General features: G+C 38.9%; 14 protein-coding genes. 8 read left to right on the top strand and 6 right to left on the bottom strand.

The features are described from left to right. The first annotated feature begins 75 nt into the window (after nt 1-75). From speD to nspC, 6 genes are all read left to right on the top strand, one after another. On the top strand, nt 76-909 hold the full coding sequence (gene speD / locus MKZ11_RS15845) for an adenosylmethionine decarboxylase (protein ID WP_340797022.1): 834 nt from the start codon (nt 76-78) through the stop codon (nt 907-909). Between the two features lie 11 nt (nt 910-920). Then, on the top strand, nt 921-2,381 hold the full coding sequence (locus tag MKZ11_RS15840; RefSeq protein ID WP_340795352.1) for an aminotransferase class I/II-fold pyridoxal phosphate-dependent enzyme: 1,461 nt from the start codon (nt 921-923) through the stop codon (nt 2,379-2,381). Further along, a complete protein-coding gene (gene speE / locus MKZ11_RS15835) occupies nt 2,378-3,229 on the top strand; it encodes a polyamine aminopropyltransferase (RefSeq protein ID WP_340795351.1) in 852 nt (283 codons plus the stop codon). The genes MKZ11_RS15840 and speE overlap by 4 nt, the downstream gene beginning before the upstream one ends. Continuing rightward, on the top strand, nt 3,219-4,064 hold the full coding sequence (gene speB, locus MKZ11_RS15830; RefSeq protein WP_340795350.1) for an agmatinase: 846 nt from the start codon (nt 3,219-3,221) through the stop codon (nt 4,062-4,064). Before speE ends, speB begins: the two co-directional genes overlap by 11 nt. Before the next feature lie 194 nt (nt 4,065-4,258). Next, nucleotides 4,259-5,458, top strand: a complete 1,200-nt coding sequence (locus tag MKZ11_RS15825; RefSeq protein WP_340795349.1) for a saccharopine dehydrogenase family protein — start codon at nt 4,259-4,261, stop codon at nt 5,456-5,458. 13 nt (nt 5,459-5,471) lie between these two features. Next, nucleotides 5,472-6,608, top strand: a complete 1,137-nt coding sequence (nspC, locus tag MKZ11_RS15820; RefSeq protein ID WP_340795348.1) for a carboxynorspermidine decarboxylase — start codon at nt 5,472-5,474, stop codon at nt 6,606-6,608. Nucleotides 6,609-6,661: 53 nt separating this feature from the next. Here the strand turns inward: nspC and MKZ11_RS15815 are convergent, their stop codons facing one another. The 4 genes from MKZ11_RS15815 to MKZ11_RS15800 all read right to left on the bottom strand — a co-directional run bounded on the left by MKZ11_RS15815 (nt 6,662) and on the right by MKZ11_RS15800 (nt 10,854). Next, nucleotides 6,662-7,447, bottom strand: a complete 786-nt coding sequence (locus MKZ11_RS15815) for a 3D domain-containing protein (protein ID WP_340795347.1) — start codon at nt 7,445-7,447, stop codon at nt 6,662-6,664. A 329-nt stretch (nt 7,448-7,776) separates the two neighbouring features. Further along, complete coding sequence (locus tag MKZ11_RS15810; RefSeq protein WP_340795346.1) at nt 7,777-8,559, bottom strand: Cof-type HAD-IIB family hydrolase; 783 nt, start codon at nt 8,557-8,559, stop codon at nt 7,777-7,779. Nucleotides 8,560-8,872: 313 nt separating this feature from the next. Beyond that, nucleotides 8,873-10,588, bottom strand: a complete 1,716-nt coding sequence (gene ptsP / locus MKZ11_RS15805; RefSeq protein ID WP_340795345.1) for a phosphoenolpyruvate--protein phosphotransferase — start codon at nt 10,586-10,588, stop codon at nt 8,873-8,875. Then, nucleotides 10,588-10,854: a phosphocarrier protein HPr gene (locus MKZ11_RS15800; protein ID WP_340795344.1), complete on the bottom strand. Its 267-nt coding sequence runs from the start codon at nt 10,852-10,854 to the stop codon at nt 10,588-10,590. The genes ptsP and MKZ11_RS15800 overlap by 1 nt, the downstream gene beginning before the upstream one ends. Nucleotides 10,855-11,292: 438 nt before the next feature. Between MKZ11_RS15800 and MKZ11_RS15795 the strand changes: the two genes are divergently transcribed. Next, nucleotides 11,293-11,652: a collagen-like protein gene (locus MKZ11_RS15795; protein WP_340795343.1), complete on the top strand. Its 360-nt coding sequence runs from the start codon at nt 11,293-11,295 to the stop codon at nt 11,650-11,652. Between the two features lie 148 nt (nt 11,653-11,800). Here the strand turns inward: MKZ11_RS15795 and purU are convergent, their stop codons facing one another. Further along, a complete protein-coding gene (gene purU, locus MKZ11_RS15790) occupies nt 11,801-12,703 on the bottom strand; it encodes a formyltetrahydrofolate deformylase (protein WP_445327052.1) in 903 nt (300 codons plus the stop codon). Nucleotides 12,704-12,896: 193 nt separating this feature from the next. On the opposite strand from purU, the gene MKZ11_RS15785 reads away from it, so the two are divergent. Then, on the top strand, nt 12,897-13,052 hold the full coding sequence (locus MKZ11_RS15785) for a DUF1540 domain-containing protein (RefSeq protein ID WP_340795341.1): 156 nt from the start codon (nt 12,897-12,899) through the stop codon (nt 13,050-13,052). Between the two features lie 217 nt (nt 13,053-13,269). On the opposite strand, the gene MKZ11_RS15780 is transcribed toward MKZ11_RS15785, so the two are convergent. Next, on the bottom strand, nt 13,270-13,755 hold the full coding sequence (locus tag MKZ11_RS15780; RefSeq protein ID WP_340795340.1) for a DUF1641 domain-containing protein: 486 nt from the start codon (nt 13,753-13,755) through the stop codon (nt 13,270-13,272). Between the last annotated feature and the right edge of the window lie 2 nt (nt 13,756-13,757).

The following is a 13,757-nucleotide window of genomic DNA, read 5'->3' as shown; positions in this document are numbered from 1 at the left end:
AACAAACACTTATTTTTGTTAGAATAAATTATATTGACTCAGGAATGCTATACTTTATAATTAGACTTGTTTTATATGAAAGGCGTGATGGTAGGGTTGGATAATAAGCTGAAGCTTTACGGCTTTAACAACCTCACAAAGACTCTTAGCTTCAACATCTATGATGTTTGCTATGCGAAAAGTGAGCGAGAGCAAAGTGAATATATTGCCTACATTGATGAGCAATATAATTCCGATAGGTTAACCAGTATTCTGTACGAAGTGACAGAAATTATCGGGGCACATGTCTTGAATGTCAGTAAACAGGATTACGATCCACAAGGTGCAAGTGTTACAATTCTTATTTCCGAGGAAGCATTCCCTGTCGCACTGATTGATGAATCGTGTAATCAAGGAGAACATAGTATTTTCGGGACGCGTAAAACAGTCGTAGGTCACTTGGATAAGAGTCATGTTACGGTTCACACGTATCCGGAATATCATCCGGATAATTCTATCGCTACCTTTCGAGTCGACATCGACGTTTCAACGTGTGGCAAAATTTCCCCGTTGAATGCACTTGATTACTTAATTGGAAGTTTTGATTCAGATATCATTACAACTGATTATCGAGTACGTGGGTTTACACGTAATATAGAAGGAAAAAAATTATTCATGGATCATTCAATGAATTCGATTCAGGATTATATCGACAGTAACACATTGCTGAAATACGATTCGAAGGATATAAACGTACACCAATCTAATATTTTTCATACAAAACTACAAATTAAAGACATAAACTTACAAAACTATCTTTTCAATACGGACGTTTCTGAGCTCCCTCACAAAGAGAGACTCAAAATTACCAACATGTTACGCAAAGAGATGTCAGAAATTTTTAACGGTTCCAATATTGATTATGAATGAGTGGTGAGGAAATGACAGATCATTTGCAACAAAAAGCCCCTATTATGGAGGCACTTAACCGATATAAATCAATGCGTGTCGTCCCTTTCGATGTTCCCGGCCATAAACGCGGGAGAGGAAATCCTGAATTAGCCGCATTTTTAGGAGAACAATGTCTGTCAATGGATGTCAATTCCATGAAACCATTAGATAATCTCTGCCACCCTGTTTCCGTCATTAAAGAGTCTGAGGAATTGGCCGCTCAGGCATTTGGAGCAAAGCATGCATTTTTCATGGTCAATGGAACTACTTCTGCAGTGCAAGCAATGATCATGACCGCGTGTAAAGCTGGGGATAAAATTATTATGCCCCGTAACGTACATCGCAGCGCCATTAATGCGCTTATCATTAGCGGCGCGGTTCCGGTATACGTGAATCCCGGCGTGCATAGCGAACTTGGCATTCCTTTAGGGATGTCCCTAAAAGATGTTGAACAAACCATTTTAGAGAACCTTGATGCTAAAGCGATTCTCATTAACAATCCTACTTATTACGGGATTTGTTCAAATCTACAGGCTCTAACAAATTTAGCACATCAACATAATATGCTTGTGCTAGTCGATGAAGCGCATGGTACCCATTTCTATTTTGGTGAAGATCTTCCCGCTACAGCTATGTCAGTAGGCGCTGATATGGCATCTGTCAGCATGCACAAATCTGGTGGTTCATTGACTCAAAGCTCTTTTCTTTTGATAAATAATGATGTGAGCCTCGGTTATACGCGGCAAATTATCAACCTGACTCAAACGACAAGCGGTTCCTATTTGTTGCTTTCCTCTTTAGATATTTCACGAAGAAATTTAGCGCTAAATGGGAAAGAAATCTTCCGGAAAGTGGCAGAGATGGCACAATACACAAGAAATGAAATAAACAAAATTGACGGGTATTATGCCTATTCAAAAGAGCTGCTTAACGGAGATACGATTTTTGACTTTGACGTGACAAAACTATCTGTAGATACGCGTGAAATTGGCTTGGCAGGTATTGAAGTCTACGATATTCTCCGTGATGAATATGATATTCAAATCGAATTTGGAGACATTGGCAATATCCTTGCTTATATCTCTGTCGGTGATAGACATCTAGATCTCGAACGTTTAGTTGCAGCGTTGGCCGAAATCAAACGCCGATATGCAAAAGATAAGAGTCGTATATACATCCATGAGTACATCAGTCCGCAAGTGGCTTTAACGCCTCAAAAAGCATTTTACGCCTCCAAGCAGAACATGCCTATTTCGGAAAGTGCTGGTCATATTTCGAGTGAATTTGTCATGTGTTATCCCCCGGGCATCCCTATTCTTGCACCCGGTGAACGGATTACACATGAGATTTTAGATTTCATTCAGTACTCAAAGGATAAAGGCTGCTTCTTAACGGGGACTGAAGATAGCAATATCGAAAATATTAATGTGTTGAAGGAGTTCGCGGAATGAATTTATGGTATACAGAAAATCATTCACCAAATGTCCGTTTTTCACTAAAAGTGGAAGAGCACCTTTACACGGGCAAAAGTGCTTTTCAAAAAATCGATATTTTACAAACATCAGAGTTTGGCCGTATTCTTACTCTCGATGGACTCGTGATGTTGACTGAAAAAGATGAATTTATTTATCATGAGATGATTACACATGTAGCAATGGCTACAAATCCGAAGATAAAAAAAGTATTGGTCATTGGCGCAGGAGATGGCGGTACAATCCGTGAGCTGACTAAGTATCCTACTATTGAGGTAATCGACATGGTTGAAATTGATGAACTGGTTGTCGATGTCTGCAAAGAATATTTGCCGCAGACAGCTTCAAAATTGGATGATCCGAGGGTGACTTTATATTTTGAAGATGGGCTAAAGTTTATTCGTAGAATCGAGAACGACTATGACTTGGTCATTGTGGACTCGACAGATCCATTCGGCCCAGGCGAAGGTCTATTTACAAAAGAATTTTATGGGAACTGCTATAAAGCGCTGAAAGAAGACGGTATTCTCGTGAATCAGCATGAAAGTCCGTTTTACGCTGAAGATGCTCTCGGCATGAGGAAAGCACACCAGAAAATTGTAGGGTTCTTCCCTGTTTGTAATGTGTATCAATTCCATATGCCGACTTACCCATCTGGTCACTGGCTATTTGGTTTTGCGTCTAAGAAGTTTGACCCTATTCAAGATTTGAATGCAACAGCATGGAACGAACTTGAGTTGAAAACGAAGTATTACAATACGGATATTCATGTCGGCTCGTTTGCACTTCCAAACTATGTAAAGGAGCAATTAAAAGATGTTGAATAGAAATGTGGAAACGTTTATTGGCTGTGACAATGAGTACGAAGAATCGAAAATCGTTATTTTCGGGGCTCCCTTTGACTCTACGACTTCTTTTCGTCCTGGTACACGCTTTGCCAGTAAAGCAATGCGCGGTGAATCATTTGGTATTGAAACATACAGCCCCTATCAGGATAAAGATTTAGAAGATATCGCTGTATTTGATGGTGGCGATTTAGAATTGAGTTTTGGGAATACGTCAAGAGCTTTAGGGCAAATTGAAGATTTTACAACTGAAATTTTGGAAGACGGCAAGATTCCTTGCATGATTGGCGGCGAACATCTAGTGACACTCGGTGCAATGCGTGCTGTTGCCAAAATATATCCTGACCTTCATGTAATCCAATTTGATGCACATGCAGATTTACGTGAGGATTACCTCGGTGAAACTCTATCTCATGCCACTGTCATTCACAGAGTATGGGACCTGCTTGGGGACGATAAAATCTTCCAATTCGGTATCCGTTCCGGAGACCGTAGTGAATTCCAATGGGGTAAGGACCATGTATTTACAAATAAGTTTAACTTTAATGGATTAAATGAAGTCGTTGAAAAACTAAAAGGAAAACCAGTTTACTTAACCATTGATTTGGATGTACTGGACCCTTCTGTATTTCCTGGAACAGGTACACCTGAAGCCGGCGGTGTCAGCTTTATGGAATTACTGAGTGCCATGTTAACAGTAAGCGGCCTCAATATTGTCGCTTGTGATGTAAACGAGCTGTCTCCAATTTACGATCAAAGCGGCGTTTCTACAGCCGTTGCATGTAAAGTTTTACGCGAATTGCTGTTGGCCATTTGAATTCTGTGCCAATAACTGGCACAGAGGTAAGGGTTTGGCTTCATATACCAACTAAGCGAAGGCGCCTTTCAGTGCCACTTGCTGTCACAATTCGAAGGACGTGAATTGTATCAGTAACTGGACGCCGGTAGCCGAAGCGTATGAGTAGGAAATCTTGATTTAACAAAAAACTATATTATAGGCGGGTGTTCATTATGGGAAAAGCTTTAATTATTGGTGCAGGCGGAGTTGCAGGAGTAGTTGTTCATAAATGTTGTCAGGTTCCTGACGTATTCGAAGAAATCTGTATCGCAAGTCGTACAGTATCTAAATGTGATGCTTTAAAAGAAAAATTAGACGGAGGTCGTACTAAAATTCAAACGGCTCAAGTAGATGCTGATAATGTGGAAGAACTGGTTGAACTTATTACTAAATTCCAACCAGATATCGTCATTAATGTTGCATTGCCTTATCAGGATTTAACGATTATGGATGCATGTCTTGCTACTGGCGTTGACTATGTCGATACAGCAAACTACGAGCCTCTTGATGAAGCTAAGTTCGAATACAGCTGGCAATGGGCGTATAGAGAACGTTTTGAAAAAGCAGGCATCACTGCCCTACTTGGAAGCGGCTTTGACCCGGGTGTAACTGGTGTATTCTCTGCCCATGCACTAAAACATCACTTCGATGAAATTCATACGATCGACATTGTGGATGCAAATGCTGGTGATCATGGTTATCCGTTCGCAACCAACTTCAATCCTGAAATTAACATCCGTGAAATCACAGCAAACGGAAGCTATTTTGAAAATGGAGAGTTCATCGAAACTGAACCATTATCCATTAAACGTGTCTATAATCTTCCTGAAATCGGTCCAAAAGATGTTTATTTGTTACATCATGAGGAATTGGAATCTCTTGCACTTAATATAACAGGTATCAAAAAAATTCGTTTCTGGATGACGTTCTCAGAGAATTATTTGAACCACCTAAAAGTACTTGAAAACGTTGGCATGACATCTATTGAGCCGATTCTTTTCGAAGGAAAAGAAATCGCTCCCCTACAATTCTTAAAAGCCGTTCTACCGGATCCGGCTTCGCTTGGACCTAGAACAAAAGGAAAAACGAATATCGGTTGTATCTTCCAAGGTATTAAAGACGGCGAAGAGAAAACTTATTATATCTACAATGTTTGTGACCATCAAGAATGCTATGCAGAAGTTGGTTCACAAGCGATTTCTTATACAACCGGTGTACCTGCAATGATTGGTGCGATGCTTGTTATGACAGGTAAATGGAAGAACCCTGGCGTGCATAATATCGAAGAATTCAATCCAGATCCATTCATGGAAGCACTCAACGAATATGGTCTACCGTGGCAAGAAAGCTTTAATCCTGAATTGATTGACTGAGGAGGACCAGAAATTGAACATTGATTTAAATGAACTCCCCTCGCCCTGTTATGTAGTGGATGAAGGGCTGCTTATAAAAAACTTGGAGAAACTGAAGTCTGTTGTTGATCGGACGGGCTGTAAGATTCTCCTCGCACAAAAAGGTTTTTCTATGTTCTCTGTATATCCTTTAGTCGGAGAATATTTGAATGGTGTAACATCCAGTTCTGTACATGAGGCGAGACTGGGTTATGAAGAAATGGGCAAGGAAGTTCACACCTATGCCCCTGCATTTTCTGAAACTGAGTTTGATGAGATTCTTTCTTATTCAGATCACATTGTCTTTAATTCTTTTCAACAATACAATCAATTCAAAGACAAAGTTAACAACCATCCGAAACAAATGGAAGTTGGACTTCGTATTAATCCGGAGTACTCCGAAATCGAAGTTGATATGTATAATCCATGCTTTTTACATTCTAGATTTGGTGTTACGCTAGAGAATTTTGAAGAGGATCAACTTGAAGGGATCGATGGATTACATTTCCATACAATGTGTGAACAAAACTCGGATACATTAGAACGTACTGTGCAAGTCGTCGATGAGAAATTCGGGAAATACATTAAAAATATGAAATGGATCAACTTCGGCGGCGGGCATCATATTACAAGACCCGATTATGATATCGAAACACTTATCCGTTCGATACTGTTTATAAAGGAGAAATATGGTGTTCAAGTGTACTTGGAACCTGGTGAAGCTGTAGCATTGAATACCGGCTATCTTGTAGCTACTGTTTTAGACACCCTCCATAACGGAATGCCAATTGCCATTTTAGATACCTCGGCAGCATGTCATATGCCTGATGTATTAGAAATGCCCTATCGACCTGAAATCATTGGAGCAGGAATGCCGGACGAAAAAGCTTACACATATAGATTCGGCGGGCCTACATGTCTTGCCGGTGATGTTATTGGCGATTATTCATTTGATCAGCCATTAACTCCCGGTGATAAACTCGTATTTTGCGATATGGCTCACTATTCAATGGTTAAAAACAATACATTTAACGGTGTCAACTTACCTTCCATTGTTCTTAATACTGTAAAAGACGGTGTTAAAGTCATTCAACAATTTGGGTATGAAGATTTTAAAAGCCGTTTATCTTAACTATAATTTGCCTGTGCAACAACATGACTATGTTGTTGCACAGGCACCCCTCATCAATTTAGGACTTTAAGCTTTACCTTTTTGACGCCCCATTCCATTGCATTATCATGAGAAGGAATGAATACATCAATTTTATTCCCTTTGATAGCTCCTCCTGTATCACCGGCAATCGCTTCTCCATACCCTTCAACCCATACTTTTGTACCGAGCGGAATAACTCTTGGATCTACTGCTATTACTTTTCGATTTGGATTTGAACGCAGGTCGATGCCATAAGCAGTAGTCCCTGAACAGCCAGTGCAGTATGCTGTATAAGCTGTAGCTGTAACGAGCATCTCTTTTTCATCGCTTACTGGCGGGGGCGAGGACTTTGGCACAATTACAGTCGCCATCGTATCTGAGGCAGTCTCAACTGATCCGATTTCTTCTTCATTTCCACTGACAATTAATACATCTCCTGGGTAAATCAAATCATCCGTCAAGTCATTCAAACTGGTAAGTGACTCTAAAGAAATATTGTGAGAAAGTGCAATTCGATATAAATTATCTCCCTTAATCACTGTATACTGATCTGGTTCTGATTCTGGTTCAGATTCAGGTTCAGATGCTATTTCCAAAGGCGGATATTCTACTACCATTTCCATATCTAAAGCATCCTGAGATGGAACCTTACTTACTTCTGATGCATCCAAAAGAATGTCTGCCTCATCTGAAAGATATTGAAGATACGCGAATCCATTACCACTATCAAGAGAATGTGAAAGAACTGATGCAGATGCTACTGCATATGTCGAAAATGCAAAAAGCGTCGCTACTAGAAAGATTTTAAGTTTCAACAAAATGTCTCCTCCTTTATACCAAATACGATAGCTTGTTCTAATCTGCCATCGATAATTTGTTTCCACAAGTATTGCCCCGAAACTTTGAAAACCAAACATTCTTATTAAATAAAAAGAAGCCATGCTCCAAAACAAGTAATATTTGTTTTGAAAAAATGGCATGATTATTGATTTAGTGACTATTGCTGATTACATAATGTGTGAGTTGTTCTACTAATTCTGCGGAATAAAAAATCAGCCAATTATATGAATGGCTGATTTTTTATTTATGTATTTGTCTACTATCTTCAAATTAACCGAGTGTGAAAAGCGAAGATTGATAAAATCAGTTATGGTAATAATCCCACCATTTCCAAACCATAGGCAATGCCATTTTCGCTCACATCTTTCGTAACATATCTTGCTATCTTTTTTACTTCCTCGGGTGCATTACCCATTGCAACTCCATAACCGACATATTGAAGCATTTCAATATCATTTAAATTATCACCGAAAGCATAGACTTGATCTTTCGTAAAACCTTTTTTTTCAATGAATTTTTCAATTCCCTTCGCTTTCGAACCGCCAAGAGGCAGAACATCCATCGAAAATTCATGCCAGCGAATAAAATTCAAGCTTCCTAAATTGCTCCGATAGGAAGATTCTTCATGCTCCTTGCAATAGAGCAGTGTTTGATAGATTTCTGTATTGTTATAGTAATTAGCGTCAACTTCAAGTTGTGCTGTATCAATAAAAAGGGAACGTAGGGATTCTTCTATTTCAGAATGAGACCCCGTATTGGATTTCATAAATTCAGCCCCCATATATACAAGAGGATGATCATATGAAGTAGAAAAGTCCGATAACTGCATTAACAATTCTTTATCAATTGGATTCTTATAAATGACTTCGCCTTCTATTTCAACGTATTGACCATTAAAACAAACAAAGGAATCAATTTCTAATTCCTTTCTTAAATCATTAATGAAATATGGAGCCCGTCCTGTAGCAATGGCTACTTCATGTCCAACTTCTTTTAAAGATTTAATAGCTTCCTTCGCAGAAACAGGCAATTTTTTCTCATGATCAAGTAGCGTCCCGTCAATATCAAACATAATCATTTTTTTGGTCATTTTATTTCCTCCATATCAGAATTAAATCGTTTTCCTAATCAAATTTAGTTCGTACATTTTTTAATGGGTGCGCTCAGTTTATACATCGTATTCAATTTCCCATTATTTATGGGTTAAGCTTAAATTCGTTCTGAGGCTACTATCAAGGAAATATCAACAAGTATCTGCCAGTGAGATACTTCGGAGTTGTAGTATGAACAAGTAGTTGGAATGCTTCGGGGAAAAGAATATGTCAAAACATAGCATAAAGGCAACATCCCTGAACGATTGACGAAGTTCTGGGATGTTGCTTTTTATGTTTGTTCTTTTAAATTTATAAGTTACTGCGTGCCTTAACCGCGCGGACTACTTCGTCAGCAGTCGCCATCTGAAGTGCTTCATTTGCAAGCTCCACCATATCGGACTTCTTCAATTGTAGGAGTTGTGCGCGTGCCTTTAAAATTGACGTGGCACTCATCGAGAATTCATCGAGACCAAGACCTAGTAATAAAGGAATGGCAATCTCATCTCCAGCCATCTCCCCGCACATTCCAGTCCATTTCCCTTCATTATGTGCAGCGTCAATGACCATTTTAACTAAACGAAGAATTGCCGGATTATAAGGTTGATATAAATAGGCAACATGTTCATTCATACGATCAGCAGCCATCGTATATTGGATCAAATCGTTTGTTCCAATACTAAAGAAGTCAACTTCTTTCGCAAACTGATCCGCTAAAATTGCAGTAGAAGGAATTTCCACCATGATGCCGACCTCAATAGTATTCGCGACATTTATATTATTGTTTAGAAGTTCTTGTTTCTCTTCCTCTAAAACGGCTTTCGCTTGTCTGAATTCATCGAGAGTAGCAATCATAGGGAACATGATTTTCAGATTTCCAAATACACTTGCCCGTAAAAGTGCTCTTAACTGTGTTCGGAAAATAGCCTGCTCTTGTAGACACAACCTAATTGCACGTAAACCTAGGAATGGATTCATTTCTTTAGGGAGATTTAAATAAGGGAGTTCTTTATCCCCGCCTACATCAAGGGTACGTACAACCACCGGCTTATCTGACATTCCTTGTAGAACTTTTTTATAAGCCTCAAATTGCTCTTCCTCGGTTGGGAGCTGGTTTCTGCCCATATACAAAAACTCGGTTCTGTATAGACCAATCCCTTCCCCGCCATTATTAATGACTCCCTCTAAGTCTTCAGGGGTGCCGATATTTGCGGCTAATTCAACATGATGTTTATCTGCGGTAGTTGTTTTTTCATTCACTAACTTTGCCCATTCCGCCTTTTGTTGCTCGAACTTTACTTGTTCATTTTCATATGTAGCAATGACTTCTGAAGTGGGGTTAATATGTACCTGTCCATTAAATCCATCAACAATGACAATATCACCATCTTTGATACACTTCGTTGCTTCCTTTGTTCCAACAACTGCAGGAATTTCCAATGTACGTGCCATAATCGCTGAATGTGATGTTTTCCCACCGATATTTGTTGTAAAACCTTTTACAAACTTACGATTTAACTGGGCAGTGTCTGAGGGTGTTAAATCTTCGGCAATAATAACTACTTCTTCAGTAATCATACTTGGGTTGATAATTTCAACATTTAGCAAGTGAGACAGCACGCGTTTCGTAACATCACGAATGTCTGCTGCTCTTTCCCTCATATATTCATTATCCATTTGCTCAAACATCATTATAAACATATCTGTCGTTTCTTTAAGTGCATATTCAGCATTCACTTTATCTGACTTAATTTTATCTCCAATTGCTGTAACTAACTCAGGGTCAATTAAAACTAATATATGAGCATTAAAGATTGCTGCTTCATCTGTACCAAGTTCTTTTTCAGCAGTATCACGAATCACTTCCAACTCACTCTTTGAGATAGAGAGAGCAGAATGAAAACGTGCAATTTCTTCTGGAATATCTTCAACAGTTTTTTTGCTAAAAGATAAATCTGGTTCAACAAAACGATATGCTTTAGCTATCGCAATTCCGTTTGACGCAGAAATCCCATGTAGTAAGCTCATTAATTAGTCAGACCTCCGTTTTTCAACGCTTCTTCAAGACCATCAAGTGCATCCTGTTCATCGGTTCCTTCAGCTCTGATCTTAAACTCTTCGCCTAGTCCGATACCTAGAGACATTACACCCAAAATTGATTTTAAATTGACATTTTTCTCGTTGTGGACCAAACTTATTTCGGATTGAAACTTGTTTGCTGTACTCACTAATATTGAAGCGGGGCGTGCATGAATTCCATTCGCATCTGTAACTGTAAATTGTTTTTCAACCATGTTAATCCAACTCCTTCTTATTATATATAACTAGTTTACATCATTTCAGATCTAAGTAGTTGCGCTAATTAAATATTTCTATACTAATTTTATCACATATGTCTTCCCGCTTCACTAATCTACTGCTTTGTTCGGATACTGCAGTCCATTCAAAAGGACAATGTTCATTTCCGCATAAATACGGAACTACATTCAAAAAAATCAGCCATTATTTTTCTTGTTTTGGAAAAAATCCAATGCTTCAGATACTTTTTTCACACTAACTTCTAACTTCTTCTTGGTTCCTATCTTATCATTTGTGCACAACTTAACCAAAGTTAGTAATCAGAAGGGTTGGAAGCATTTGAAAATTAATCGAAAAGCCTTTATAGGGCAGTTCCTAATATGCAATGCTTACATATACTACTAAGAATATATCGAAAAAGGAGGCGCTCAATTTTGTTTGAGGATCAATTTCCAGTCCCGCATAATCCTAATAACACAGAATTACCCTTTGGACAGCCACATTATCCAAAAAGCCAAGAACAAACCCAACAGACGAAACAAGGTGCTGCACCGACTAATCCACCGCCATCTGTGGTGCCAAAACAACAAGCGGGATCATTTTCTATAGATCCAGGCGCGCTACGGGGTTGTTTATATCACGATACCTATCTCCGGCTCGTAAACCGGACTTCTTTTTGGTTTCATCCAACGTACATCGATTATATTACGACAACGGGGTTTAAATGGGATGGCTATGCATGGATTCCTTGGAGAATCGACTTGGATAGAATCGCATCTTTTCAATGCACGTAGAAGTAAATTTATAATGAACAAAAGCGTACACAGCGTTACAATTTATTGACATTTTCAGTTTTCATAATTTCCAGAACAAAAAAAAGGCCAGTTACGCACTAAACACGAGGTTACCATCATTCGTGTTTAATTTAGTAACTGGTCCTTATTACTGAAACACAATCGTTTTGTTATCTTCTACAATAATGCGATTTTCAAGATGCCACTTTACGGCCTTTGCAAGTACACGCCGCTCAATTCGGCTGCCGATTTTTTTCAAGTCAGTTACGTTATCACGGTGACCCACCCGTTCGATATCTTGTTCAATTATTGGGCCTTCATCAAGATCGTTTGTTACATAATGGGACGTCGCACCAATCAATTTCACACCGCGTTCATATGCACGCTCATATGGCCGGGCTCCAATAAATGCCGGTAAGAAAGAGTGATGAATATTGATGATTTGATGCTGAAAACGGCTGACAAAATCAGACGTAAGAATTTGCATATAACGAGCTAAAACCAATAAATCAACATCATATTCTTCCATCAATCGAATCTGTTCTTGTTCTACTTGTTTTCGGATGTCCTTATTGGCGGGAATATAATGGAAAGGAATCCCTAAAGATTCGACCAACTCCCGTGCATCCTCATGGTTACTAATAACTACGACTATATCTGTGTCAAGGTCCCCGCTTTGCCATTCCCACAAAAGCTCCATTAAACAATGTGGTTCTTTTGAAACAAAAATAGCTGTTTTTTTTCGCTCACTTTCATAAGCGAAATGGTAATCCATCGAATGAGTTGCGGCGATAGCCTCAAAATCTATTTCTATTTGCTCGGCCTTTTTCATCAGATTTTCACAGTGAAACTCCATTCGAATAAAAAAGGTGCCATTTTCGGGATCATTTGAATACTGACTTGATTCGATGATATTCGAATCGTGATTAAGTAAAAATGTCGACAAAGTCGATACAATTCCTGGTTTATCCGGACACTTCACTAACAATCGTCCCCGATTTTCTTTTTGATTCCTCTGTTGCTCTAATTTCATTTCCACTTTTCTTTTAATAGACATTTATAAACATCTCCTACAGTTAATCGTGCTAAGTTAACATTATCCATCATACTCTGCTCCTAAGCAACGATTCCATTTATACGCGGGATAAAAATGGACAAAAGGTCTGTAAGTAGATGCTTGCTAAAGATAAAAAGTATCATTCCTCTCATTTCTGTTCATCCTAATAAAAAGGAGGTGTGCTACTATGGCTCAGGAAATTCTTTGTGAAGTGAATAACTGTAAGTATTGGGGATCCGGAAACAAATGTAAGGCAAACTCCATTTACGTAGTCAGTCAAAAGGGCAAACAAGCAACCAGTAGTGAAGAAACGGATTGTAAAACATTTGTCCCTAGAGATTGATTCGCCACAGACTTCAAATCAATGCCAAGTATTTTTATTTTTGTTGAGTCCCGGTATCACAGGAACCATTTTTCAATATGAATTACTCCGCTGAGGAACATATCCTCCAACCTCCGTCTACGACTTATCCCCGTAGACGGAGGTTTTTATCATAAACAGAACATATACCCTCTCCCAAAACCATTTTGATTCATTTTAGAACCAGGGACATTATTTTCTAGTTTTCCTCACCTAACTCTTTCCCCATTCCTTTCAGGAAATCTAATCCAAACTTCACAGCACGGTTTGTATCAGGATCGTTCAGAGCAGTCATCAATTGAAAAATGCTTACTCTTTGCTCATTGCCCCTATAAAGTTCTGCTTCATGAAGTCCGCTTTTGACACTCTTCGCAAGTTTCCCGGTAACATCAGGATCAATGGATGAAATTACACTGGTTGCATTTAATACATGGTTGATTAGATTGGTCACTGGGTCGCGCGACGCTTGGTCTACCGCAATTTTAGCGATTTCATTTTTAGCTTGTATCATCGCTTTCAGTGCGTCGAAAACTCCAGCGCCATCCAATTCACCGGTAATTTTCAGTATTTTATTGAGTGCCTGTTCTTGCTCAGCAATCAATGACTGCAGTTCCTTCAGTTTTTTCTGTTTGATTTCTTCTTGTGTCAGTTCCTTCTTCTTAATCGAAGTAATCGGCACTGCCATTG

Origin of the sequence: Sporosarcina sp. FSL K6-1508, from assembly GCF_038007465.1 — a bacterium.
GTDB classification, from domain to species: domain Bacteria; phylum Bacillota; class Bacilli; order Bacillales_A; family Planococcaceae; genus Sporosarcina; species Sporosarcina psychrophila_B.
Note: the sequence above shows the minus strand (reverse complement) of the source record. Positions and strands in the feature narration are given on the sequence as shown.

Bases quoted from the DNA above. Each gene is read 5' to 3' on its own strand.
- MKZ11_RS15810 (WP_340795346.1), bottom strand. From the start codon at position 8,559: ATGACCAAAAAAATGATTATGTTTGATATTGACGGGACGCTACTTGAT.
- MKZ11_RS15780 (WP_340795340.1), bottom strand. From the start codon at position 13,755: ATGGCAGTGCCGATTACTTCGATTAAGAAGAAGGAACTGACACAAGAA.
- speB (WP_340795350.1), top strand. From the start codon at position 3,219: ATGTTGAATAGAAATGTGGAAACGTTTATTGGCTGTGACAATGAGTAC.
- MKZ11_RS15840 (WP_340795352.1), top strand. From the start codon at position 921: ATGACAGATCATTTGCAACAAAAAGCCCCTATTATGGAGGCACTTAAC.
- speE (WP_340795351.1), top strand. From the start codon at position 2,378: ATGAATTTATGGTATACAGAAAATCATTCACCAAATGTCCGTTTTTCA.
- MKZ11_RS15785 (WP_340795341.1), top strand. From the start codon at position 12,897: ATGGCTCAGGAAATTCTTTGTGAAGTGAATAACTGTAAGTATTGGGGA.
- speD (WP_340797022.1), top strand. From the start codon at position 76: ATGAAAGGCGTGATGGTAGGGTTGGATAATAAGCTGAAGCTTTACGGC.
- ptsP (WP_340795345.1), bottom strand. From the start codon at position 10,588: ATGAGCTTACTACATGGGATTTCTGCGTCAAACGGAATTGCGATAGCT.
- MKZ11_RS15800 (WP_340795344.1), bottom strand. From the start codon at position 10,854: ATGGTTGAAAAACAATTTACAGTTACAGATGCGAATGGAATTCATGCA.
- MKZ11_RS15825 (WP_340795349.1), top strand. From the start codon at position 4,259: ATGGGAAAAGCTTTAATTATTGGTGCAGGCGGAGTTGCAGGAGTAGTT.